The organism is Colwellia sp. Bg11-12, assembly GCF_014076955.1.
Classification (GTDB): domain Bacteria; phylum Pseudomonadota; class Gammaproteobacteria; order Enterobacterales; family Alteromonadaceae; genus Colwellia_A.
Genome location: NZ_JACGUZ010000075.1, coordinates 104200 through 130947, shown reverse-complemented (window position 1 = coordinate 130947; position 26748 = coordinate 104200). Strand labels below are relative to the sequence as shown.

Genomic DNA, 26748 nt, shown 5'->3' with positions numbered 1-26748 from the left:
TAAATATAAATATAAATATAAATATAAAATAAACATAAATCTGGAAGGAAGTAACATGTCTACTAAATTATTTCGTACAGCAACGTTAACGTTAGCTGTAAGTATTGCATTAGGTACTGCACCCGCATATGCAGAAGAAAGCAGTTCAAAAGTCAAAGTAAAAGATGTTGAAAGAATCGCTGTTGTTGGCTCTCGTTCTGCTCCTCGCTCTGTTGCTGACTCACCGGTACCTATTGATATTATTGGCGCTGACGATTTAGCAAAACTGGGTTCAACCGACATGCTTGACCAACTGGTTGGAGCTATTCCTTCATTCAACGTACATGCTAACCCTATCAGTGATGCAGCCACATTAGTACGCCCAGTAAATTTACGTGGACTCTCTTCAGACAGTACGTTGGTTTTATTAAATGGTAAACGTCGTCATCGTGCTTCCGTAATCGCTTTTCAAGGTGGCGGCATTAATGATGGTGCGCAAGGTCCAGATATTTCTGTTATTCCTAGTATTGCCTTAAAACAAGTTGAAGTTTTACGTGACGGCGCAGCGGCACAATATGGTTCTGATGCTATTGCAGGTGTGATGAACTTCGTCTTAAAAGATGCTGCTGAAGGTGGTAGCTTTTCTGTTAAGCATGGTGAGTATTACGAAGGCGACGGCGGCACAACAACATACGCAGGTAATGTGGGTATGCCGTTAACTAAAGATGGTTTCGCTAACTTAAGTTTCCAATATAAAAATGCTGATGCTACCAGCCGAAGTAACCAAGTTGCTAATGCAGCTACAATTTCAGCTGCAGGTAATACGTTTATTGCCGAAGAAGCTCAGGTTTGGGGCTCTCCAGAAATTAATGATGATATATCACTCTTTGGTAATATCGGTCTTGATTTAGGTAATGATAAAAAATTCTATATGTTTGGTAACTACTCTGAACGTGATGTACAGGGTGGTTTTTATTGGAGAAATCCACATAACCGCTCTAGTATTTATTCAAACGATGGCGGTGAAACATTACTTGTAGGTGACTTAGATGGTGTGGATTCAGGTATTACATGTCCTACAATTGCCATTGGTTCAAATGTTTTAAATCAAGCTGATTATCAGTCTATTGCTGATAATAGCACGCCTTTAGGTCAAAATTGTTTTGCAGTTAACGAGACATATCCAGGTGGTTACACACCTAATTTTGGTGGTAATGTGGTCGATACATCACTTACCGTTGGAGTTGAAGGTGAAATTAAAGGTGGAATGTTAGACGAAGTTTTCTTTGATATTAGCGGCTCAGTTGGACGAAACAAATCAAGCTTTAGTATTGTAAATACCATTAACTCATCAATGGGACCTGAATCGCCACATGATTTTGATTTAGGTAACTATACGCAGTTAGAAAAGACTTTTAACTTAGACTTATCTAAAGGCGTTGATGTTGGTTTTGATAACCCAATGAATGTAGCGGGTGGTTTAGAATGGCGTGAAGAAACCTTTGAAATCGGCGCTGGTGACCAATACTCTTTTCTTGCTGGACCATTAATTGATCAAGGTTTTAATCTAGGCTCTCATGGCTTCCCTGGTTTTCAACCTTCTCAAGCGGGGGTTTTCTCTAGACGCAGTGTTGCTGCATACGTAGATGTAGAGGCATACATTACTGACGATTTCTTATTAGGTGCAGCATTACGCTATGAAGATTTCTCATCATTTGGCGATACGTTAAATTATAAACTAACGGCTCAGTATGCTATCAATGACGAATTATCAGTACGTGGTTCTATAAGTACCGGTTTTAGAGCTCCTACCGTTGGTCAGGCTAATGTAAGTAACGTTTCTACAGCACTAGAAGATGGTGAGTTAACAGATTCAGCCTTATTACCACCAACAAGTGAATTTTCAAAATTGTTTGGCGGTAAAGAGTTAGAGCCAGAAGAATCACAAAGTTATGCCTTTGGTGTTGTTTATCAAAATGGCGATTTATTCTTCACAGCTGATTATTACAATATTGAAGTTGATGATCGTATTACACAATCTGATCGCACAAAATTAGAAGATGCTGATTATGCTAAATTAGAAGCATTAAATGTAGCTAACCCTCGTTCTGTAGGTACAGTAAGTTTCTTCGCTAATGATTTTGATACGACCACTGAAGGTGTTGATGTCGTTGCAAGTTACGGTATGGACTTATTTGAAGGGAGCACTAAATTTAGTTTAGCTTACAACTGGAATGAAACAGATGTTACAAACAGTACTGATATTACCGGTGCTTTTAAAGTTAAACGTTTAGAAGAAGGTCTACCAAAACATAGAGGCTCGTTCACTGTCTCTCAAAGCTGGGATGATATAAGCGTATATGTACGTGCTAACTACTTTGGCGAATATCATGCGGTACACGTTGATTACGACCTAGCGGCTCAAGATGCAGATGCTGCAGTAACGGTTGATGCAGAGATGAGTTACTTTATTAATGACTCATTTACAATATCAGTGGGTGCGCAGAACATTCTTGATCAAGATGCTGAGGAATTAGATTTTGAAGAGTCGTCTCGTAGTCATCCTGATGGATTTACACCTAACAGCCAATGGGGCGGTAAGTACTATGAAACGTCTCCATTTGGTTTTAACGGTGGCTTCTACTACGCAAAATTAACGTATAACTTTTAATTGAGTTAGAAATAGCGGTTAGTCTTTAATCGCTTTACTTGTAAAGTCAGCTAATTTTAGCTGACTTTTTTATTACCTCAATAACCTCGATACGTTTTTTATTAATAGCTTCTTTAATATCTGGCCCCTTTATACCCTGCTCAATAAATTCTTTCGCTGTTATGGTTAACGCCGCTTGAAAAGCGCTTTTTAAATAGTCTACTTGTGGGTAAGGTTTTTCTTCATTGTGTAATCGCCCGCGAAAATCAGCCGTACATGCGGTCAAAAAATCAGAGAATTCTTCAGGCTTTCGCCATACATCTAAACTATTGAATAATTTAACAATGGTGCTGGCTTTTAAGTCGAATGCTTTATGACAGTGTAAGTGAAATTCACAAACTTTACGGGCTAATATTTTGTGATCTTTAGGCACTTTTAATTGTTCACATATTTTTTCAACCAGTGCTAAACCAGACTTTTCATGGCCTTGGTGACGGGGCCAGTTTTCCTTTAAGGTTAATGATTTACCTAAATCATGACAAAGGGCGGCGAAGCGAACAGACGTTTTAGTGGAAAGCTTAACGGATTGTTGCAGTACCATCATGGTATGTAGGCCTGAACAAATTTCGGGGTGCCACTTTTCTGGATTAGGAATGCCCCAAAGCGAATTAAGCTCAGCCCATATTTTCGCTAGTGCACCACATTTGCGTAACACTTCAAAAAAAATTTCAGGATGGCTCTCAGTCAAGCTTCGTTGCATTTCTTGCCAAATGCGTTCGCCTGATAGGGTAGCTAATTCACCACTGTTACTTATTTCAGTCATCAACTGTAACGTTTCTTCAGCAATGGTAAAACCGTAATGATGATAACGAGCAGTAAACCGGGCGACACGTAAAACTCGAAGCGGGTCTTCAATAAAGGCCAATGAAACATGGCGCAATACGCGGTTTTTTAAATCTACTTGGCCATTGTATGGGTCGATTATGGTGGTGCTTTCAGCGCTATCGTTAAAAGGCATTGCCATTGCATTAATGGTGAGGTCTCGACGGAGTAAATCTTCTTCAAGGGTAACAGCGATACTAGCATCACAAATAAACCCAGTGTAACCATGGCCTTGTTTACGCTCAGTTCTTGCTAAAGCATATTCTTCTTTCGTTGTTGGGTGAAGAAAAACGGGAAAATCTTTACCGACTTGAGTAAAGCCTAATGCCAACATTTGCTCAATGGTTGCTCCCACTACAACATAGTCATGATCATAAACCTTATGTCCTAAAAGTTTGTCGCGAACGGCCCCTCCGACTAAATAGCAATTAAGCGCTTCAAGTTTATTGTTGAACATCATTACTCTTTGTTTATTAAATATTATTTATCTGCGAGAAAGCTTAGCATGTTTTTACAAATTATTTACCTGCTAGTTTTGACTTATGAGAGACTACAAGGTAGTTTCTATGGCAGTTTACTCAATTTAGAAATGACTCAAATCTATTATGTATAAAGGTTACTTTGGCTTAAAAGAAAGCCCTTTTTCAATCGCCCCTAATCCTCGTTTTTTGTTTATGAGTGAACGCCATAAAGAAGCATTGGCACATTTAAGTTATGGCTTGGGTGAAACGGGAGGTTTTGCGTTATTAACGGGTGAAGTTGGCACCGGCAAAACAACGATCAGTCGCCGTTTAATGGAGCAATTACCAGAAAATACGCAAGCAGCTTTTATACTTAACCCAACATTATCAAGCCAAGAGTTACTTGCCACTGTTTGTGATGAACTAAAAATACGTTACCGAAAAACAGGAGCAACGTTAAAAACACTCACCGATAAAATATATGAAAAATTAAATAAAAACCATCAAGCCAATCTAAATACATTACTCATTATTGATGAAGCACAGCACTTAGCGCCAGAAGTATTAGAACAGTTACGCTTGTTAACAAATTTAGAAACCGATACAAAAAAATTACTGCAGGTCATTTTGATTGGTCAGCCTGAATTAAAACAGCTCTTGCAAGGTCGTGACCTGAGACAATTGGCGCAACGAATTACCGCCCGTTATCATTTGTTACCGTTAACTAAGGGTGAAGTTGGGCATTATATTCAACATCGCTTGTCAGTTGCACAATGTGAACGTATGTTATTTGAACGCGCTGCTGTCGCAGAAATTCATCGTATTTCACAAGGGATCCCTCGCATAATTAATTTGTTATGTGAACGCTCACTTACCAATGCTTATTGCAGTAATAATGCCTTAGTCACTAAAAAAATTGTTTTGCAATCAGCTCAAGAAGCCTTGGGTGATGAATATCAAGCTAAAAGATGGTGGCAACATCTTGCAGTGAAAGCATTAGCAGCAAGTGTTATCTTGGTCGTTATTATTAGTGGTTCTTACTTGTTAGGGCAGCTGTACGGTAATAAAATTAGTGATCAAACCGCGAGTAATATTTCTAAAATAGCCATTAATCAAGTCGATACAGTATCAAATAACCCGGTAATAATTACCGTTGAAAATGATAATAAAATATTAACAAACAAAAATGAAGTTAACATGGTTGATAAGCCATCTTTAGCTACAGATGAAGGCCCAAATAAAACGCTTGAAATAAAAAATGATGGTGATAAAAAGCTAGCAGTGGCATCGGAAGCAGTAAACACCCCGAATACACGAAAAGTGACTAAAGAAGCGCCAACTAATACCCATAAAGCACCGTTACTTGTTGAACCTAAGCTAAGTGAAAATAAGCTAACAGAAAAAGTTAAGCAAAAACTTTCGGTTAATGCTGCTGACGGTATTTCTGACGCGCTACTGGCACGCTTTAAAAGTGCTATCGATGATACAGAGCGAGAGTTAGACATTGAAAATAAACGCAATATAACATCAAACTCAGAGGTCGATGTTCCTACCTTATCGAATATGCCTGCCTGGGTGCAAAGTGACCTTCCTTCGTTAAGTTTTGAACAGCATATTTATACCAGTGACGGAGAAAGTTGGGTAAAAGTCAATGGCAGAGATCGCTATGAAGGGGACACAATTTCAAATGAATTGGTGTTAAACCATATTTATGCGCAGAAAGTTATTTTAACGTTTAAAGGTGAACAGTTTAGCTTACCTGCACTTTCAAGTTGGTAAGCTAATGTTTAGTCGGTGTTTAGGTTATCTAGCGCTATATTATATACGCTTATTATAAATAGCTAAGTTTAATCAATAAAGGCAGTTTTGAAAAAGCCTAACAAATTAAGATTAAATTCTTCAGGGCGAATACAACAGTCTATTTGATCTTTGTATTTTGATTCACTTAAGTTTATTTCTTTAATAGGGATCGCTTGATTCATCCGTATATTATAAAAAACGCGTACATAAGGGTGTAAAGGTTTTTGCTTATTTAGACGACTAATTAACCCTAATTTACCACTGTTAAGTTTTACTAACGTCCCGACGGGATAAACCCCCATACATTGAATGAAATTTTCAACTAATTCCTCATCATAGCATTCTGGCGCTTCTGCAATGAGTGTTTTAAAGGCATTAATGGGGTGGATACTTTTTTTATAAGGTCGTTCAGAAGTCATAGCGTCGTAGCTGTCGATAATAGCAATCATTCTACCGTATTTTGATATTTCATCTCCCTTAAGTTTCTTCGGATAACCTGAACCATCTAAACGCTCATGATGCTCTCGTATCATGTTAATCGCCATATGAGAAATACTGGGGCTGCTCTCTAGAATTTTTAAGCCAAGTGCTACATGGCTGCGAATAATATTCTGTTCTTTATCTGTTAAAGGATTACGTTTATTTAAAATATCGTTAGGTAATAATACTTTACCAATGTCGTGTAAAAAGGCGCCAAGGGCGAGTTCTTGGATCAAGCGTTTATCAAAGCCCAAATGCTTAGCAAATACTGACATCAAAATTGAAACATTTAGCGAGTGTTCAATGAGGTAAGAGTCTTTCGTTTGAAAGCGAGACATACAGGTCAGTGCATCTTGGTTTCGAAAAATAGAGTCAACCATTGCATTGGTGGTTTCCTCAACCTCAGATACTTGGATTGATTGTTTTTGTTTTATTTGCGAAAGAATTTTTTCTTGCAGTAATTTTGCATTTTTATAAAGATTACTCGCTTTTTTCATTTCACTGTCGAGTGATAGCTCAACTTTTTTAGACGATTTAGTTTTTGTAGAAATAGGGGCTTTAGTTTTTATTTCTGCAAAAACTTTTTCAACATTAACTGTTTGTTTTTGTTTTTCAGGAACAATAACAAGATGGGTAATGTTTGCGTTACGTAATTGCGTAATACTCTCATTACAGGAAATATAGCCTTCAGATTTAATATTAAGATTTTTGTTATCAGAAAACGATTTTACATACATGCCGGGGTTGAGTTGATCGATAGTAATGGTTTTAGTCGTTTCACTCGTAGTTGATTTTGACATATAGGTTGTTGGCTAGTTGAAGAGCTATAGTTGATAATAGCTTATTAATACTGAACATTTTAGATAAATTTTAGTAATATTATTATTTGATAGGGCAGAAAATAAAGCTTCATCAATAAAAATTTGTTAATCATTGATGAAGCATCTGGCTTATTGAGCTTTGATTACTGCCATGCAGGCATTTTTGCTTCGAAAGCTTTTATCTTTTCTAGCTTATTTAATGTCCAACCAACACTGTCTATACCTTGCTCTAAGCAATATTGATGAAATTTATCTAAACTAAACGTGAAACGTAGTTCACCACAGTGAATTTCGTTATTGATTAAATCTACCGTTAATTCGATGTTTTCTTTCGCTGTTTTATTAAATAAAGTCTCAATTTCTTCATCGCTGAGTTTTATGGGTAGTAAGCCAATATTGATACAGTTACCATAAAAAATATCGGCAAAACTCGGTGATATAATAACTTTGAAACCATACTCTTCTAGTGCCCATGGCGCATGTTCTCGACTTGAGCCACAGCCAAAGTTTTCACGGGTAAGTAAAATACTAGCACCTTGGTATTGTGGCTTGTTCAAAATGAATTCAGGGTTGTTTACATGACCTGAAACATCTAAATAACGCCAGTCGTGAAATAAGTGTGGTGCAAAGCCTATCCGCTCTGTTTTTTGTAAAAACTGTTTTGGAATGATCTGATCGGTATCTACGTTTGCTGCATCTAACGGAACAACTAAGCCAGTATGTGTTGTAAATTTTTCCATTATTATATTCCTTGTGAATTCAAGTCAACAAAATGACCGGTAATTGCAGACGCAGCGGCAAGCTCAGGGCTAACTAAGTGTGTTCGACTGCCTCGGCCTTGTCTGCCTTCAAAATTACGGTTGCTGGTTGAAGCACAGCGATCGCCTTCTTCAAGAACGTCATCGTTCATGCCTAAGCACATAGAGCAACCGGGTAAACGCCATTCAAAACCTGCGTTACTAAATATTTTGTCTAAGCCTTCAGCTTCTGCTTGTTCTTTTACGCGATAAGAGCCCGGAACGACGATTGCGTCAACATTAACCGACACTGATTTTCCTTGTGCTTGGTATGTTGCCACAACGCTTGCTGCGGCACGTAAATCTTCAATACGAGAATTAGTGCATGAACCTATAAAGACTTTATTAATGGTAATGTCGGTAATTTTAGTCCCAGCAGTTAAGCCCATATATTTTAATGCGGCGGCGCAAGAGTCTTTTTCTACTTGTTCGGTAAAGTCATCGGGGGATGGCACTACGCTGTCAACCGAGGTGACTTGTCCAGGGGTGGTTCCCCAGGTTATTTGCGCTTTAATATCTTCGGCTTTTAGCGTTAATACCGTGTCAAACTTAGCGCCTTTATCAGTTTTAAAGGTTTTCCAGTCACTTAGCGCTTCAAGCCATACGTCACCTTTTGGCGCATATTCCTTACCTTCTAAATAGTCGAAGGTGGTTTTATCAGGAGCGATTAAACCGGCTTTTGCGCCAAATTCGATGCTCATATTACAAACGGTCATGCGCTCTTCCATGCTCAATGCTTCGATAGCACTGCCGCAGTATTCAACGACATAACCGGTAGCGCCAGCACTGCCAGTTTTGCCGATAATGGCTAAAATGATATCTTTGGCGCTAATGCCTGAGCCTACTTGGCCATTAACTTCAATTCTCATGGTTTTAGCTTTAGTTTGACGCAAGGTTTGCGTCGCAAAAACATGCTCTACTTCGGAAGTACCAATACCAAAGGCTAATGCACCAAATGCACCATGTGTTGCGGTATGTGAATCACCGCAAACGATTGTTGTGCCGGGTAAAGTTAAGCCAAGCTCAGGCCCTATTACATGCACAATGCCTTGGTTTTTATGACCCATGCCAAATAACTCAATACCGAACTCTTTACAGTTTTTCTCTAAGGTTCTTAATTGGTTTGCTGCGCCTTCACCCGCGGCATCAATTTCTATTGAGCGGGTTGAAATGTTGTGGTCCATAGTGGCAATTGTCCGCTCAGGATGGCGAACAGGGCGGTTATGAAACTTTAAATTAGCAAATGCTTGTGGTGAAGTAACTTCATGAATCAAATGACGGTCAACATAAAGTAAGGGTGTTTCACCGGCTTTTTCTTCAACGACATGTTGTTGCCATAATTTTTCATATAATGTGGTGGCTGAATTTTCAAGACTCATCGGTTATGCCTCTGTTATTTTTTGATTAGCACTATTTTGTGTACTACTTTGTTGCGCAATAATTTGTTGGCAAATATAATCACCGACTTCAGCGGTATTTTTAGCCTGGTGTCTTTGGTTTACCGGCAGTAAATCAGCGGTTAGCACGCCATTGTCTAATGCGCTTGCTACGGCGTCTTCAATCGCTTGTGCTGCCGCACTTTCATTTAGGCTATAACGTAGCATAAGTGCTGCTGATAAAATTTGCGCAATAGGGTTAGCAATCCCTTTTCCGGCAATATCAGGCGCGCTGCCACCTGCAGGTTCATACATACCAAAACCGTCGCTATTTAAACTAGCAGAAGGTAATAAGCCCATAGAACCGGTGATCATTGCGCAAATGTCTGAAAGAATATCGCCAAACAAGTTAGGGCATAACAAGACATCAAATTGGTTAGGGTCACGGACCAATTGCATGGCAGCGTTATCTACATATAAATGCTCTAAAGTGACTTCTGGGTATTCAACGGCAACTTCTTCAACCACTTGGCGCCATAATTGACTGGTGGCTAAAACATTGGCCTTATCAACAGAAGTTACTTTATTATTACGTTTTTGAGCAGCCTGAAAGGCTAAATGAGCAATACGTTTAATTTCACGGCGTGAGTAAAACATCGAGTCAAAGCCAGTTTCTTCTTCCCCTTCTCCGCGACGGCCTTTTGGCTCACCAAAGTAAATATCGCCTGTTAACTCGCGAATAACCAGTACATCAAAGCCTTGTTCTGAAATATCACTGCGTAATGTTGATAACGAAGACAAAGCGGGTTGTAAGGTCGCAGGACGCATATTACAGAACAAATCAAAACGGCTACGTAAGCCTAATAATGCACAACGTTCAGGTTGCTGTGTAGGGGGTAAGTTTGCCCATTTTGGGCCGCCAACAGAGCCAAATAAAATCGCATCAGCTTGTTCACAACCTTGCATGGTTTTATCAGGAAGGGCATTGCCGTGAATATCAATGGCAGCACCACCAACATCATAATCTTGGGTCGATATTTCAATACCAAATGCTTTTGCAACGGTAGTTAACACTTTTTTAGCTTCAACCATGACCTCAGGTCCGATGCCATCTCCGGCTAATATTGCTATGTTTGACATGTTCTTTATACCTTTAAGTAAATCTTATTATTAGTGTATTTATAACGAAGCTTGTACTTCATTTTTTAGTTCGCTTTTTATTTCATTGATGGTGATCGCACGATGAATATTATTCAGTGCGTGGATCAAGGCTTTTGCTGAGGCGTCAATAACATCGGTGGCTAAACCATAGCCGTGAAACTTTCTGCCTTGCCAAGCAACCACTAAGTCAGCTTTACCTAAACCGTCTTCACCTTCACCTTTGTTTGATATTTTGTAATCAGCGACCTCAAAGTCAATATCAACGGCTTTTTTAATGGCACGATATAGAGAGTCAACGGGACCATTACCAGTTTCAGAAACAATATGGCTCTCTTTGCCTGCTAATAACTTAATACTTGACGTTGAAAACTCTCCACCACCACATTGCACGTTTAATGTTTCTAAATGATAGAATTCTTGTTCTTCACCTTGTTGTTGAATATTAAAATGCAACGCTTCTAGGTCATCATCAAAGACTTGACCTTTTTTATCGGCTAACGCTAAAAAATCACTGTATAACTCTTCTAAATCAAACTCTGTGTCGGTATACCCTAAACTTGCCATGCGGTGCTTAATAACGTGGCGACCACTACGAGATGTTAAGTTTAATTTTGTTTTACTGATGCCGACACTTTCTGGGGTCATAATTTCATAGGTATTGCTGGCTTTTAACATGCCATCTTGGTGTATACCTGACGAGTGACTAAAAGCGTTACCGCCAACAATCGCTTTGTTTAATTGCACGGGCATATTACATAACTGGCTGACTAACTTTGAGGTGCGAGCAATTTCTTGATGGTTGATATTAGTGTGTACATTTAAGAAGTCTTGGCGGGTTTTCATTATCATGGCGACTTCTTCTAACGAACAATTGCCGGCGCGTTCACCTATACCGTTTATGGTACATTCGATTTGCCTTGCACCCGCTTGTACCGCAGCCATTGAGTTGGCAACAGCCAAACCTAAATCGTTATGGCAATGTACTGAAATTACCGCTTGGTCAATATTTGGCACACGATTAAATAACTGGGTAATAATACCGCCAAATTCATTAGGTAGGGTATAGCCCACCGTATCAGGAATATTGATGGTTGTTGCTCCGGCTTTTATCGCGCTCTCAACCATACGGCATAAATTGTCGATAGGGGTGCGGCCAGCATCTTCACAAGAAAACTCTACATCGTCAGTGAATTTTCGGGCAAATTTAACCGCATGTATCGCCATTGCTTCAACATCGGCAAAATCTTTTTTTAATTTTTGCTGAACATGAACATCTGATGTAGAAATAAACGTATGGATACGAAATTGGTCAGCGACTTTTAACGCATCTGCACAAGCTTGAATATCTCCTTCAACAGCTCGAGCTAAAGCACAGACACGGGAGTTTTTAATAGTACGGGCAATTTCTTGCACCGATTTAAAATCGCCAGGTGACGATACAGGAAAGCCAACCTCCATCACGTCAACACCTAAACGCTCGATAGCTAGCGCAATTTGCAATTTTTCATGTACCGAAAGGCTCGCATTTAATGCCTGTTCTCCATCACGTAAAGTGGTATCAAAAATAATTACGTTGTTGTCCATGTTTATTCCTTAATATTGGTGTGTACTTATGCCATTCGCTCTTTACCTAAAATGCGGGTATAAAAAAACCCGCGGTAATGTGCGCGGGTTTTAATGTTTATTATAAATTTACAACAATAAAAAACCTATCCGCGCACCATTAATGCGAGGAGGAGGTTAATGCGAATAGCATTTATTATGTTAAAAGTTGTTGTCATCAAATTCATCTTATTAGTTTGGTTTAACTCGTTAGAGTAAACAGTCATCTATTAATAACGCATATACTCTAACACTGTCAAATGAAATATTATTAAGCTTTAGATACTTTAGTTATATCGTTAACACTACATATTATATTCAACCATAAATGAAGCAGTAATGTCTGATTCATTACTTATGTCATCGTCAAAAGTTGATTGACTTAGCTCTGTTGCCAACGTAAAACGCCAATTTTTATAATCATGTTGAATACTGCTTGATACCATCCAAACTTGCTCAGCAATACTGGTTACCGTATTTCCGATAATAGGATTATTAGGAGCTTTGTCTTGATTATCATAATTTAAATCTAAATAACGTATTTTGGCCGTGAGCCGAGTATTTATATCTAGCTGAGAAATAGTGCCTAACACGTACGTTTTTGAATCGTTATCATAAGTGCTGCCGAGAGTACGGCCATTATAACGCATACCTGTAGCATAACTTGAGTGTTCATAATAGCAATCACCGATATTATCTCTCATTGTACCGCAATCAGCCAAGCTGTCGGTTACTTCAAAAAAAACAGTGCTGGGTTTGCCAAAAACAGTTAAGTGAGCGTCAAAACCAACTTGTGGCTGTGCTTTTGTGACATAGTTAAATGTGCCTTCACTACCATCTTCAGCAAATTTTTGTCCGTAAAAACTCATCGGAGTAGAAAATAAATTAAAACTGTAACGAAAATCATAGCCAGCTTGCTGATTAGCAGGGTTGAGGGTGCTTTCATCACAAACGACATCATCAACACCGCAGTTCGTTCGGCCAATAAGTATATCTCCAAAAGTTGATAAACTTTGAGAGCGCCCATCACCTCCCCATTGTGCTAAACGAGTAATACCAACTTCTAAATTTTTAAACGGTTTTAAATTTAATCTAAAGCCCCAAAGCAAGGTGTTTTTAATTACGCGGTTATCGTCCATTTTTCCTATAAAACTGGTAACCGTCCATGGGATCTCAAATTCAGTGAAAGGTACAATGAACGGCTCGGCTGATTTTCGCGAAATGGCAAGTGCTGTAATTGGGCGGGCATTATTGGTTAAACTTAAACTCGTATCCCAAGTTGGTCCATACCAGCGGTTCTGTCGACCAAAAGAAAGTACCCAATTCCCCACAAAGGCAGCAATGTAGCTTTCATCTAAACGAGTTTTTTCGCCATCAATAGGATCATGGGTATAGCTTGGGGAAAACTTAGCCGCAATATTTTTGAACATCATACTTGAGTGAACACTGATACTGTTTTTATCACTGACCTGTTCGCCAAATGTTGTGAAACGTTTGTTTTCAAAGCCAATTTGTGCTTTTACACGCGTTTGGTTTTGGCTGGCTAGTTTAAATTGACGCATAATATAATAATAAGCACTTTGCTGATTAGAGCTTAAATTATTGGGGTTTACGTTTTTTATATCGCGAATTATATCGTGCCACATTAATGGATAAGTGGTTACGGGCGTAATAATATAGCCCGTGTCAGCTAATAACTGAATGTTAGCTTTTAAGTAAATATCTGAAGTGTCGATCCAAGGCTCAGCTAAAGCAGATGTGCTTAAGGTTATACCTGCCGCTAAAATTAGCGCAGTAAAAATAGATTTAGAAGATAACATGCGAGAAAATATCCATTCAATAGTTTTACAGATCCCATCTGGTTTTATAAAGGAAAGTGTATATTAAGATATAAAAATTGAATTATACGTGTTTTCATCCCTGTTATATAGAGGTAAAATAGTGATAATTAACAGGTCTTTATTTTATTAGATAAGTTGAAAGTTTCATGGCTACAAAACGTTATTTGTTTTATATTTCTCAAAATTACGCTTATGCTATTTTGCGACCTTTGCAAAGTGCTATCTTAGCGAGAGGCGAGCAAGTCGCTTGGTTTTTAGAGGGAAAAGAAGTTAACGCTGACCTACTAAACGTTGATGAATATCGATTAACATCCATTGATGAAATAAAAAACTATAACCCAGTGGCTGTTTTTTATCCTGCTAACATAGCACCTACTTTTTTACCGGGTATTAACGTTGCTATCTTTCATGGTTTTGATGCGGGTAAAGTTGATAAAAAAGGCAATAATGATCATTTTAAAATTAGAAACTGCTTTGATCTTTATTGTACCCAAGGGCCAAGCACCACCGAAGCCTTTTTAGCTTTAGCTAAGCAACATAAACATTTTAAAGTCACTGAAACTGGATGGTGTGCGCTAGACCGGTTATATTTAAAGGATGAAAGTCAGAAAGCTAATAAGCCAACGATTCTTTTATGCTCTACTTTTTCAAAAAAACTTTCTTGTGCTCCTCACTTATTTGACACAGTAAAAAGGCTCAGTCAGACAGGTAAATGGAATTGGCTCGTACAGTTCCATCCTAAAATGCCAATCGAAATTGTTAATCAATATAAATCAATTCAAAATGATCATTTATCTTTTGTTGAAGCCGATGATGTTATTCCACTATTACAAAAAGCGGATGTTATGGTTTGTGATACATCGTCGGTGTTAATTATGTTTTTATTATTAGGTAAACCTGTGGTGACCTATAATAATATAGCGCCTGAAAATTACTTGTTAGATATAGACAATGTTGAATTATTGGAGCAAACCATTGAAACAGCATTACAAAAACCGACTCAGTTAATGGAACATATTAAACATTTTATTAAGATGACTCATCCATACAATGACGGCAACTCTTCAGTTAGAGTCTTAAGTGCCGTTGATGAAGTATTATCTTGTACATTAGCGTTAGATAAAAAACCAATAGATTTTTTTAGACAATTCAAAATGCGTAAAAAACTAAACTATTGGCAATGGTAATCCCCGCCCTCTAAATCGGTGTCACTATCTTAAGTCATAGATAAAGTGATAAAACGCGACACTGAATTTTTCGTACAAAAAAGCCACTTTAACATCAGAAAATATAATCGATGATAAAATGGCTTTTTGAGTTGAAAGTGGAGTAGAGCGTTACTTCCAATTATCCATAGAGCCTTTGCGACGAGCGGCAAGTCTTGGCAGAATTAAGCCTAAAAGTAGGCCAATGACTAATACAATGGCACCATTAAAAAACCATTCTTTTTTGATATTAGTATCTTGATCTTTTAATTTTGAACGCGTAACCATCAAGGTTTTATTTAATTGACTTATTTCGTTGTTAAGCTGAGCTTTTTCACTGCTAAGATTTTCAATGGTATTTTTAGCTTGAGCAAGCTCTTCAGACATGCTGTCTGTGTTACTCGTCGTATTTGCTAGTCTTTCGTTAAGCTCGGCAATAACAAAGCGTAAACCTGGCTTTAATGATATGTATTTACTTTCAACCCATACCTTACGGTTTTTATCATCGATAATTTCGGTGTAATCATTTTCATACTGCCCCGTTACCTTTACTTCCGTACCTGAATTTATACTGCCTAAAATGCGATAATTATTACCTGCGCCTGAATGCATATAAATAAATAAGTCGTCTGAAATATATCCAGAATCAAGGTTGGAGGGGGCGTCTTCTGCAAGAAGGGAGAAAGATAAACTAAGGGCTAAGCCAACCAATAAAGCTTTTATTATTTTCATGAAACTACCATTAACGTTTAGAGAATTATTAATAGCAAAATACTAGGGCTTTGGAGGATTGATAGCAAGTTAAGTTTACGAACATTAAGGTTTTTTTGGTAAAAAAGGTTTTATTATCGATATTTTTGGATCAAAGCAATGTTAGCTACTTGTTTTCATATGTTGCTGTTGTAAACTCTGGATGTTGACATGACGAAAAACTTATTGGAAGAATATGGTTACCGAAATTGAGCTCAAGTATTTTGTAACGAGTGATAATACCCCAAAAAATATTACCCAGCTATTTAGCGAGCAGCAGCTTTCATTTAACTGTGTAACAAAGCAATTATCAAATTGTTACTACGATACGGCTAATTTAGATTTTCGCCATCATGATATGGGACTTAGAATTAGAGGCTGTGATGGTCAATTAGAGCAAACCATAAAAACTGCGGGTGTGGTGATTGCAGGCTTGCATCAACGACCCGAGTATAATGTTAACATCAGTCATAATTTCCCTGAACTGGCTTTATTTCCTGCTAATATTTGGTCGCCTAAACAAAAAGTAGCACAACTGCAAGAATCGTTGATACCGCTTTTTTCAACTGACTTTACCCGTATTATTTGGTTAGTCACTTTATCATCAGGTTCGGTGATAGAAGTGGCCTTTGATCAAGGTGATATTAGTAGTGATGGCAGAAGTGAAAAAATTTGTGAGCTTGAATTAGAGCTAGTAAGTGGCACAACATCAGATCTACTCTTTCTTGCAAAACTCCTATTTTCAGTCATATCAGTAAGACCCAGTAGCCAAAGCAAGGCAGCGCGGGGATATCGTTTATGGAAAAACACTAAGGCAAACTATGAAAAGCCCGTCACTGATGCTTTGCCCATTGACCGTAGCTTATCTATTTTAAATGCATTCTCTACAGGCATTAATCATTGTTTGGTGCACTTACATGACCATATTGAACATTATATAACAGCGCCAAGTTTAGTAGAGTTAGAAAAAGTCACCGAAACCTTAGCGTTAATTCGCCACGGCTTTTGGCTTTTTGCCGACTACCTTCCTGAAGGCTCAGTAAAAATTCGTGATGAATTAAGTTATTTTGTTCATTTACTTTCGTGGGTTGATAATGCGGTTAATTTACAAGAACTCACGAATAAAACGGGTAACTATCGACGTAAGCTAAATTATAGTGAGCAATTAGTAGAACAATTAAGAATTGAGAAACGCCGTCTTCCTACCAGTGATAATGTCATTGAGCTACTTCATGGTAAGCGTTTTAATACATTGCAAGCTAATTTGCTGGCAATGCTTTTAACTGAGCCATCTGAACTTAATGACGCGTTATTAACTTTCGCGCAGCAAAGCTTAACAAAAAGTATGTCAGTCTTATTTGCCAATAGCATAAACAAAGAGTCACTCTCTAGTGAAGAATACTTGTCGCAAGCAAAGTTATTGAATCGCAGTTTATTAACGGGAACTTGGTTTGGTTTATTGTTCGATGAAGAAGAACGTAAGCAATATCGAACACCTTGGTTGGATATTCAACAAGGGATCAGTGAATTACAAACCTTGTGGATTATTCACCAGCAGCTACAAACGTTAGATGAGAAACCCAAAAAACTCGTTTCATGGCAAGGAAGTAAAGTAGAAGGGTTGTTAATAGCGTTAGACAGCTCTAGAAAAATAGCACTGACAATGAAGTCTTATTGGCTAGATGAGTCGTAATCGTTTTATTGTAATATCGTAAGTGTTGTATAGATTTTTATAACATGTTGTTGAAAATAATAAGTAGGGTCATAATTTCATGAAGTGGGTTGTTAAATTCGGTGTGTTGTTAAGTAGTTTTATAACGTTTGTAAGTTGGGGGAGTGTTTATAATCTGCCTTCTTCTGATTCCCGGTTGATTGGAGAGCAAGTGGTTCACAAAGCAATAAAGGGCGATTACTTTCAAGCGTTAGCTGAAAACTATAATGTTGGCTTTTTCGCGTTACTCGCCGCTAACCCTAATGTTGATCCTTTTTTACTTGAACCAGGCAGTGACATCGTCATTCCAAAACAGATGCTTTTACCCTTTGGTAAGCGTGAAGGTATTGTGATCAATCTTGCTGAACTGCGTTTGTATTATTACCCTAAGGGAGAAAAGTTAGTCTATGTATTTCCTGTTGGTATTGGCCGGGAAGGTCTCGAAACACCCCATTTAACCAGTACTATTGGTGAAAAACGTAAAGACCCTACTTGGCGACCAACACAAGAAATGCGCGCTCGTTACTTTGCAGAGCATGGTAAAGAAATGGTCAAAGAAGTTCCGGCAGGGCCCAATAACCCGTTCGGTAAATATGCACTACGTATTGGCACCAGTGAGTATTTACTTCACGGTACCAATAAACGTTTTGGCATTGGTATGCGTGCAAGTTCTGGCTGTATTCGCATGTATGACAATGATATTGAATGGTTATATAACAACATTGCTGTTGGCACCCCTATTCGTATATTAGAGCAGCCAATTAAAATGTCTTATGAACAAGATGGACAAAAAATAGAACTTCATAGCCCGTTAACCCCTGACGGTGGTGCAGAAGTTAAGTTAACGATGACAGATGCTATTAAGCAATTTGTTGGCGGTGATGAGGAAATGCTAACAAAAATAGGTCAGTTACTCGACAACCCACAAGGTGTTGTTGTTTCATTAAATTGAGCTAAAGGGATAATGTCAATGAGCATGAAATCAACCCATTAGTATCAACCCAAGCTCCATCAGAATGAATTAAAACGTCGTCAGTATGAACTCAAGCTCCATCAGAATGAACTAAAACGTCGTCAGTATGAAGCCAAACTCCGTCATCCTGAACTTGTTTCAGGATCTCTTTCTTAACAACGAGAAGAGCAGATACTGAAATAAATTCAGCATGACGAGAATGATACTGAAATAAATTCAGCATGAACTCAAGCTCCATTAGCATGAACTAAAGCTCCGTCAGTATGAAGCCAAACTCCGTCATCCTGAACTTGTTTCAGGATCTCGTCCTTAACAACTTAAAGAGCAGATACTGAAATAAATTCAGCATGACGAGAATGATACTGAAATAAATTCAGCATGAATCCAAACCCCATCAGTATGAACTCAAGCTCCATCAGAATGAATTAAAACGCAATCAGTATGAAGCCAAACTCCGTCATCCTGAACTTGTTTCAGGATCTCGTCCTTAACAACTCAAAGAGCAGATACTGAAATAAATTCAGCATGACGGGAATGATACTGGAATAAATTCAGCGTGACGAGAATGGATAATTACAAAAGATCTGAGGTTTTTGAATTCAGTATGACAACAATTTCGTTCATTTGGGTATTATCGGGGCTGTAATAGGTTTTGTTATGCGGTCAAATGATGGATCGTTAATGTGACAATAAAAAAACGAGACTGATTAAGTCTCGTTGCTATTTTTTATATTATATTATCAGCATACTAATGAAGAATACGTGCGCGAATTGTGCCATCAATCTGCTTTAATTCACGTAATGCAAGCACACTATCTTGCGCTTCGATATCAATAACCACATAACCAATTTGATCATCTGTTTGCAAGTACTGTGCAGCAATATTAATATTGTGTTTTGCAAAGGCTTGGTTAATCTGGGTTAACACACCCGGTTGGTTACGATGAATATGTAATAAACGACTCGTACCTGTATGCTCTGGTAAAGAAACTTCAGGGAAGTTAACCGCTGAAAGTGTTGAACCGTTGTCAGAATACTTAGCCAGTTTACTGGCTACTTCTAAGCCAATATTTGACTGAGCTTCCTTAGTACTACCACCAATGTGCGGTGTTAAAATAACATTGTCAAATTCGCGTAAGGGTGAAATAAATTCTTCATCATTACCTTTGGGTTCAACAGGAAAAACGTCAATAGCAGCGCCCGCAACTTTTTTACTTTTTAGCGCTTGTGCCAGAGCATCAATATCAACGACGGTGCCACGAGAAGCATTAATAAAAATAACACCATCTTTCATGATTGAAAATTCTTTTGCTGCCATCATGTTTTGAGTTTGAACCGTTTCAGGCACGTGCAAACTAACCACATCAGCTTCTTGTAATAAAGCTTTTAAACTCGGTGCTTGACTCGCATTACCTAAGGTAAGTTTAGTTTCGACATCATAAAAGCGAACACGCATACCTAACGTTTCAGCTAAAATACCTAACTGTGTACCAATATGGCCGTAGCCTATAATACCTAACGTTTTCCCGCGAGCTTCTACAGAGCCTGCCGCAGATTTATGCCAGACACCACGATGTGCTTTAGCACTCTTTTCAGGAATGCCACGTAATAATAGTAAGGTTTCACCCAAAACTAATTCAGCAACAGAGCGGGTATTTGAAAAAGGTGCATTAAATACCGGAATACCGCGCTTTTGAGCCGCTTTAATGTCAACTTGGTTAGTACCAATACAGAAACAACCAATAGCGGCAAGTTTCTTGGCATGGCTTAAAACATGATCTGTTAACTGAGTGCGTGAGCGAATACCAATAAAGTGGACATTAGCAATTTTTTTGATTAAATCTTCTTCAGCGAGCGATGTACTTATACATTCAATATTGCTGTAGCCTTTCATTTTTAACTCTTCAATAGCGCTAGGGTGAACGCCTTCAAGTAATAAAATTTTAATTTTTTCTTTTGCTAATGAATTATTGCTCATTTGTCTAATATCTCATGTAGGACTATATAGGTACATTGCCTTAACCATCTATAAAGCATTTAGATGGCTAGATTTCTAAACTAGCATATAGTGTATAAACTCTAAAGATTTATTTTATGAGTTTTGCGCCATCTTTAGTGCCTAAAATTAAAACATCGGCACCGCGAAGGGCAAACAAACCATTAGTAACAACACCTACAATGGCATTAATATCGTTTTCAAGCTTTTTAGGATCAATTATCTCTAAGTTATGCACATCGAGAATCACACAACCGTTATCGGTAATTACGCCCTGACGGTAAACCGGGTCACCACCTAACTTAACAAGCTCGCGCGCTACATAGCTACGTGCCATAGGAATCACTTCTACCGGTAGTGGAAACTTCCCTAGCATGTTTACTTGCTTACTTTCATCGGCAATACAGATAAATGTTTTTGCTACGGCAGCGACAATTTTCTCTCGGGTTAGTGCAGCACCACCACCTTTTATCATCGACAGATATTGAGTGATTTCATCAGCGCCATCAACATAAACATCAATGCTACCCACATCGTTCAATTCAAACACTTCGATACCATGGGCTTTTAATTTTTGAGTCGACACTTCTGAGCTAGAAACTGCGCCTTCAATGTTGTCTTTGATTGTTGCTAGCGCGTCAATAAAGTGATTAACAGTAGACCCTGTGCCTACGCCAACAATGGTATCGTTTTTAATAAATTCGAGTGCTTTAAATGCAGCCGCTTTTTTCATTTCATCTTGTGTCATGTTTATCCTAAATAGTTGGAGACTCATTAATCAGAAGTATATCAGCAGATGATTAAATGTCGAAGTGATAGCTGGTTGTAGGGGTGATAATTTTAAGTAGGGGAATATCCCAAATTTCACAGGGTATTTTTTCAACTTTTTGACAGTCATGCGCTAAGCCAATAGGTAAAGGTTTAGTCTGTTGGTTTTGCTTATATTGAGCATACCAAGTAGCAAGGGTTCGGTCATAAAAGCCTCCGCCCATGCCCAGTCTATTGCCGTATCGGTCAAAGGCGACTAATGGCGTAAATATTATATCCAGGTTCGCGACAGTTATTATATGTCGCACATCAAGTTTAGGTTCTAAAATACCATATTTATTTTTAATAAGAGCAGACGTTTCTGTATAGTGTAAAAAGAGTAAATTCCCTTTACTAAAGGGGTGTATTACGGGCAAATAAACAGCGATGTTATTTTCCCAGCACCAGTTAATAAAGGGTTGTGTGTTCAGCTCTCCGTCATTAGCTAAATAAATTGCTATTTTTTTTATATTCTTCAAGACTTGTTGATTAATCAATTTTTTACATAATAAAAGTGATTGTTCATGTTGATGTAGCGCATTAATTTCGCTGCGTCTATGCCGAACTTCTTGACGAATAGTGTCTCTTTTTTCCATGATATTTAATTCACCTAAAAGTATGAATAGCTTATCTTTTAATAAACGTGTGTAAGCAAAAATTAGCTATAAAAAAGCCAACAATAAAGTTGGCTTTTCAGAGTCTAGTTAACAATTACTAAGCGTTAATTAGGCGTTAGTACTTGCCGTTGAACCATTCGCTTTATTAGCCGCGATTGCTTCTTCTGAATCATCAGGTAAGTTTTCCCAAAATCTAGATTTGAAACCAACCAGTAAAATAATGATACCAATACCAATACTGAATAAGCTTACTTGAATGTAAAGAGAAGGAATTTGCGCGACGTTATTTGGATCATAGTTACCCGCTAACAAACCAGAAATAATATTACCGATTGAATAGGTTAATACAAAAACACCCATCATTTGTCCAGCGAAACGCTTCGGAGATAATTTACTTACGGCACTTAATGCCACAGGGCTCAAGCAAAGCTCACCAACGGTGTGCAAGAAGTAAGTTGCGACTAACCAATAAGGCGCTACTTTCATGCCTGATGCCGCATACTGCGCAGCAAAAAACATCACGATAAAACCACTGGCCATAATAATTAAACCAAAAGCACATTTTATACCGTAAGAAGGGCTGACCAATCTTTTACCTAAGTTAATCCATAGAGCGGCAAAAAAAGGTGAGAGTAAAACGATAAAAAACGAGTTGGTCATTTGGAACCACCCCGTAGGTATTTCAAATGATCCCACTATACGGTCAGTATAATCACGTGCAAATAAGTTGAGTGAAGAACCTGCTTGTTCAAAGCCAGACCAAAAACAAGCTGAGGCAACACAAATAAGTAATAACGCCCAAAGCTTTTTCTTCTCATTAGGTGTAATTGAGCTACCAAAATAAATAACCGCGTAATAAATAACAAATATCAGAGAAAATGCTACGGCAACATACTGGGCAACAGTAACAGGTTTAATGGTTAATACGCCCTGAAATACAGCAACAGTTACCAGAGCAATAACCGCTAAAACGACGCCAATAACCGTCCAGCTTGTTCTTTGTGCTTTAGCTGATAACGGATATACAGGCTCTTCACCTACACCGTTAAGTTTCGGGGTAGTCATTTTGTATTGAATTAAACCTAACGCCATACCGATGGCTGCTGCGCCAAACGCCCAGTGCCAGCCAACATTTTCCATTAAGTAACCACAAACAGCATAACCAATAACAGAACCTAAATTAATACCCATATAATAAAGGGCATAGCCACTGTCACGACGAACATCTTTATCTGAGTATAATTGACCAACCATAGCGCCAATATTCGGTTTTAATAAACCGGTACCTAAAATTACGACGATTAAACCAATAAAAAAGGTGGTGTCATTAGGAATAGCGAGAATGATATGGCCAATCATAATGATTATCGCGCCATACCATACTGCTTTTTGTCCGCCTATTAAACGGTCAGCAATCCAGCCACCCGGTAAGCCCATAAAATAAACACTACCGGTATATAAACCATATATAGCAGCTGCAGAAGCGACGGTTAAACCTAAGCCTCCTTCTTGTAAGGTTGCGGTCATAAATAATACAAGTAGCATACGCATACCGTAATAACTCATGCGCTCCCACATTTCTGTGATGAAAAGCGTTTGTAACCCTGCCGGATGGCCAAAAAAAGAACCTGAATCAGGTTTGCTCATAAAAAATTCCTCTAAGATAAGTGTAAATTACAGTTAAATATTATTATTTTAATTCGCTAAAAACATTTTAAAATATTGAAATAAGTTCTTTGCGCTGTAATTATTGTCAAATTTATTTGCGAAAGTCAGCGTGTGTTATACCTGTGCTTGCTATGAAAGGCAATAGTTTGACACCGAGATTTGATTAAGCAGATGTAATGTTTTAGTTACCATTGTTTACGTGTGGCAAACAAAATAACCCATTAATAGACAAGATAATACAGAATGCGTTTACTTTTTACAGGGTAAAAAAGTTACTTTATTCAATAGGTCGTTGCTGATAAACTCCGAAGGTTAATTTTTGCAGCTTATTTAAGTCAATATATTGATTTGTTGTATTTTACTTATTTTATGTACTTACTTTACGTTTTAGAATTTTTAGCTAACTTTTTATCTTGAATTTATAGGAAATTTATTGCGCCAATGATGAATATTATTCGCTATGTTATAGCAGCCTCTCTACTTTTTACGCTTTCTTTGAATTCATATGCACAGGAGGTGTCTGCTCAACAAATAGAACAATTTAAAAAGCTACCTAAATCTCAGCAACAAGCGTTAGCTAAAAGTATGGGGGTTGACTTAAGTGCCATCGAAGCACAATTAGCCGGACAAAGCACTCAACAAGGACCGGTAAATACGCCAATCATTCCACGCACTTTAAACGGCGATAATACGAACAATCAAAATGAAGACGAATCAGATGAGCAAAAGAATGCAGATAATCTGTTCAAAAAGCTTCCCCGTTTCGGTTTAGACGTTTTTGCGAATGCTCCTTCAACATTTTCGCCGGTAATGGATATCGCTATTCCTGAAGGTTATATTTTAGGCACAGGGGATTCAGTCTCTGTACAAGTGTTTGGTAAAGAAAACCGCGAAATGAACTTAACGGTAAGTCGTGAAGGAGAGTTGGTTTTTCCTACTTTTGGACCAATAAAAGTGGCAGGTCTCACTTTTTCAGAGCTAAAAAAATTCGTTGTTAATAAAGTTAAACAAAAAATTATTGGCGTTGATGTTGTTGTCAGTCTTACAGAACTGCGTTCAATGCGTGTTTTAGTCATGGGCGCTGCTTATAAACCAGGGCCATATACGCTCAGTTCTTTGTCTTCAGTAACTCATGCCATTTTTGCCGCGGGTGGTATAAGTGATATTGGTTCATTAAGGAACATCGAAGTTAAGCGTGGTGGTAAACTTATTCAAAAAGTAGATCTATATGAACTACTGATTGACGGTGATTCATCAAGTGATATTTTATTACAATCAGGCGATGTTGTTTTAATTCCTGCTCAAGGAGCAAGTGCATCGATATTTGGTGAAGTTCGTCGTCCTGCTATTTATGAATTAGCTGAAAAGGATAGTTTTGATTCTGTTATTGCCATGGCTGGTGGCTTATTGCCTTCTGCCTACCCTAACTCAGCGACTGTAGAAAGATATAACAGCAGCAACTTGCGAAGCATCATCAATATCGACCTATCAAATGAAAATGAGAGTGCAAAAGCCGTTGAGCCTGGTGACTATATTCGCATTTTGAAAAGCTCAGACATGTATGCTCAATCAATTACCCTCATTGGCGCGGTAGCCAGACCAGGGAAATATCAGTGGCATAAACAGCTGCAATTGTCTGATGTTATCAGTAATGCCGACTCGCACTTACTGCCTTATGCCGACCTAAATTACGGTATTATTGTAAGAGAGATAGATAGCGCGCGTAATATTGAAATATTGCAGTTTAACTTAGCCGAGGTTTTTGCTGATAACAACTCTATAAATAATATTCAACTAAATACCAATGATAAAATCATTGTTTTTTCAAGTGCGATCACCTTATCAGATGAGCAATTTTTATTAGATGAACTTGCTTATACACAAGAAGAACTCTTGGCGAAAGAAAGAAATTTAGTCATTAAAAGTGATAAGCGGAAAAAGTTTTGGAATAAATATGGTAAAGAAAGCCTTGTGGCGAACAGTGCTGATGAAGAGGTTCAACAATCTATTAACGAAATTAGTGGTGGTGTAACAAAAGACATTGTCAATGTTCGTGAAATGGCCTTGTTTTCTCGTCAACGTTTATTGGTGCCCATCGTTAATAAACTACGCCAACAAGCAGGCTCTGGCGAACCTATTCAGTTGGTTGAAGTTGACGGAGAAGTTAAATTCCCAGGTGTTTATCCACTCGGGAAATATTCACGGGTTAATGACTTAATTATAGCGGCTGGCGGCGTTAAAGAATCAGCGTACTTGTCACGAGCTGAATTAACGCGTAACGAAATGGATGGCATTAGTGCTGTAAAGATATCAAAAAACATTCAACTTGCTAACGCACTTCAACAAGTCGATGAAGACAACATTATACTAAAAAGTAAAGACCGTTTAAATGTACATCGCATTCCTGCTTGGAGTGAAAACCACGTTATCGAGTTACGAGGTGAAGTACTTTTTCCGGGTAAATATACCGTTCGCCGTGGTGATAAACTGTCTAGTGTTATTAAAAAAGCGGGTGGTTTAACATCGTTCGCTGATCCCAATGGCTCAGTATTTTCAAGGGTGAAATTAAAACAACTAGAGAAACAAAACTTAATCAAAGTGAGTGCAGACTTACGTATAGAAATGGCAACGAAGTCATTGTCAAGCAATAGTGCGGTTACCTCTTATACTGAAATACAATCGCTACTTGCTGATTTAACTAAAGTAGAGCCCGTTGGGCGTTTGGTCATCAACTTACCACGGGTTATTGCGAGTAATGATTATGATGTTGCTGTTGAAGGGGGCGATATTCTCTACATTCCAACAATGAAAGACTCTGTTAATGTTATGGGACAGGTACAAGTTAATAGTTCTCATATGTTTGACTCATCACGAAGCGTTGAACAATATATTGCACAAAGCGGTGGCTTGAAAAAACGTGCCGACGATGAAAGAATTTACATTATTTCGTCAAACGGCAGTATCAGAATGCTCCAAGAAAGTAATTGGTTTGCGGGTACTAGCGACTCAGCGCTAAAACCAGGAGACTCTATTGTAGTGCCACTCGATTCTGAGTACATGAATAGCTTAACGCTTTGGACAACGGCAACCACCATTATGTACAACACCGCAGTAGCAGTCGCTGCGATTAGTGGAATTTAAACTCTTTTTATAAAAATTCAAAATGGAATG

18 protein-coding genes are annotated in these 26748 nt (G+C 38.2%); 6 read left to right on the top strand and 12 right to left on the bottom strand.

Going from position 1 to position 26748, the window contains the following annotated elements:
- The first annotated feature begins 55 nt into the window (after positions 1-55).
- Positions 56-2650 carry a TonB-dependent siderophore receptor gene (locus tag H4J39_RS13775; protein ID WP_182228981.1) on the top strand — a complete coding sequence of 865 codons (2595 nt, stop codon included), beginning with the start codon at positions 56-58 and terminating at the stop codon, positions 2648-2650.
- Positions 2651-2696: 46 nt separating this feature from the next.
- Here the strand turns inward: H4J39_RS13775 and H4J39_RS13770 are convergent, their stop codons facing one another.
- Positions 2697-3968 (bottom strand): multifunctional CCA addition/repair protein, encoded by a 1272-nt coding sequence (locus tag H4J39_RS13770; protein ID WP_182228980.1) that lies wholly within the window; start codon positions 3966-3968, stop codon positions 2697-2699.
- A gap of 148 nt (positions 3969-4116) precedes the next feature.
- Between H4J39_RS13770 and H4J39_RS13765 the strand changes: the two genes are divergently transcribed.
- The gene (locus tag H4J39_RS13765; protein WP_182228979.1) at positions 4117-5751 is read left to right on the top strand and encodes an AAA family ATPase; all 1635 of its coding nucleotides are present in this window, start codon (positions 4117-4119) and stop codon (positions 5749-5751) included.
- A gap of 68 nt (positions 5752-5819) precedes the next feature.
- Here the strand turns inward: H4J39_RS13765 and H4J39_RS13760 are convergent, their stop codons facing one another.
- The 6 genes from H4J39_RS13760 to H4J39_RS13735 all read right to left on the bottom strand — a co-directional run bounded on the left by H4J39_RS13760 (position 5820) and on the right by H4J39_RS13735 (position 13829).
- On the bottom strand, positions 5820-7052 hold the full coding sequence (locus tag H4J39_RS13760) for an HD-GYP domain-containing protein (RefSeq protein ID WP_182228978.1): 1233 nt from the start codon (positions 7050-7052) through the stop codon (positions 5820-5822).
- 164 nt (positions 7053-7216) lie between these two features.
- Positions 7217-7813 carry a 3-isopropylmalate dehydratase small subunit gene (gene leuD / locus H4J39_RS13755; protein WP_182228977.1) on the bottom strand — a complete coding sequence of 199 codons (597 nt, stop codon included), beginning with the start codon at positions 7811-7813 and terminating at the stop codon, positions 7217-7219.
- Between the two features lie 2 nt (positions 7814-7815).
- Entirely contained in the window at positions 7816-9249 is a 1434-nt protein-coding gene (gene leuC / locus H4J39_RS13750; protein WP_182228976.1) for a 3-isopropylmalate dehydratase large subunit, read from the bottom strand.
- 3 nt (positions 9250-9252) lie between these two features.
- On the bottom strand, positions 9253-10386 hold the full coding sequence (gene leuB / locus H4J39_RS13745) for a 3-isopropylmalate dehydrogenase (protein WP_182228975.1): 1134 nt from the start codon (positions 10384-10386) through the stop codon (positions 9253-9255).
- Positions 10387-10425: 39 nt separating this feature from the next.
- The gene (gene leuA / locus H4J39_RS13740) at positions 10426-11991 is read right to left on the bottom strand and encodes a 2-isopropylmalate synthase (RefSeq protein WP_182228974.1); all 1566 of its coding nucleotides are present in this window, start codon (positions 11989-11991) and stop codon (positions 10426-10428) included.
- A 323-nt stretch (positions 11992-12314) separates the two neighbouring features.
- Entirely contained in the window at positions 12315-13829 is a 1515-nt protein-coding gene (locus H4J39_RS13735; protein WP_182228973.1) for a capsule assembly Wzi family protein, read from the bottom strand.
- Between the two features lie 167 nt (positions 13830-13996).
- Between H4J39_RS13735 and H4J39_RS13730 the strand changes: the two genes are divergently transcribed.
- On the top strand, positions 13997-15037 hold the full coding sequence (locus H4J39_RS13730) for a CDP-glycerol glycerophosphotransferase family protein (protein WP_182228972.1): 1041 nt from the start codon (positions 13997-13999) through the stop codon (positions 15035-15037).
- A gap of 150 nt (positions 15038-15187) precedes the next feature.
- On the opposite strand, the gene H4J39_RS13725 is transcribed toward H4J39_RS13730, so the two are convergent.
- Positions 15188-15787, bottom strand: a complete 600-nt coding sequence (locus H4J39_RS13725; RefSeq protein WP_182228971.1) for a TIGR04211 family SH3 domain-containing protein — start codon at positions 15785-15787, stop codon at positions 15188-15190.
- Positions 15788-16001: 214 nt separating this feature from the next.
- Between H4J39_RS13725 and H4J39_RS13720 the strand changes: the two genes are divergently transcribed.
- Positions 16002-17498, top strand: a complete 1497-nt coding sequence (locus H4J39_RS13720) for a CYTH domain-containing protein (RefSeq protein WP_182228970.1) — start codon at positions 16002-16004, stop codon at positions 17496-17498.
- A gap of 79 nt (positions 17499-17577) precedes the next feature.
- Complete coding sequence (locus H4J39_RS13715) at positions 17578-18468, top strand: L,D-transpeptidase family protein (protein WP_182228969.1); 891 nt, start codon at positions 17578-17580, stop codon at positions 18466-18468.
- Positions 18469-19237: 769 nt separating this feature from the next.
- Here H4J39_RS13715 and serA read toward each other — a convergent pair.
- The 4 genes from serA to H4J39_RS13695 all read right to left on the bottom strand — a co-directional run bounded on the left by serA (position 19238) and on the right by H4J39_RS13695 (position 23556).
- A complete protein-coding gene (serA, locus tag H4J39_RS13710; protein ID WP_182228968.1) occupies positions 19238-20467 on the bottom strand; it encodes a phosphoglycerate dehydrogenase in 1230 nt (409 codons plus the stop codon).
- A gap of 109 nt (positions 20468-20576) precedes the next feature.
- Positions 20577-21233, bottom strand: coding sequence for a ribose-5-phosphate isomerase RpiA (gene rpiA / locus H4J39_RS13705; RefSeq protein ID WP_182228967.1), 657 nt, complete (start codon positions 21231-21233; stop codon positions 20577-20579).
- A gap of 52 nt (positions 21234-21285) precedes the next feature.
- Positions 21286-21888, bottom strand: coding sequence for a 5-formyltetrahydrofolate cyclo-ligase (locus H4J39_RS13700; protein WP_182228966.1), 603 nt, complete (start codon positions 21886-21888; stop codon positions 21286-21288).
- Between the two features lie 129 nt (positions 21889-22017).
- The gene (locus tag H4J39_RS13695) at positions 22018-23556 is read right to left on the bottom strand and encodes a peptide MFS transporter (protein WP_182228965.1); all 1539 of its coding nucleotides are present in this window, start codon (positions 23554-23556) and stop codon (positions 22018-22020) included.
- 462 nt (positions 23557-24018) lie between these two features.
- On the opposite strand from H4J39_RS13695, the gene H4J39_RS13690 reads away from it, so the two are divergent.
- Complete coding sequence (locus H4J39_RS13690; protein WP_182228964.1) at positions 24019-26718, top strand: SLBB domain-containing protein; 2700 nt, start codon at positions 24019-24021, stop codon at positions 26716-26718.
- Positions 26719-26748 lie beyond the last annotated feature (30 nt).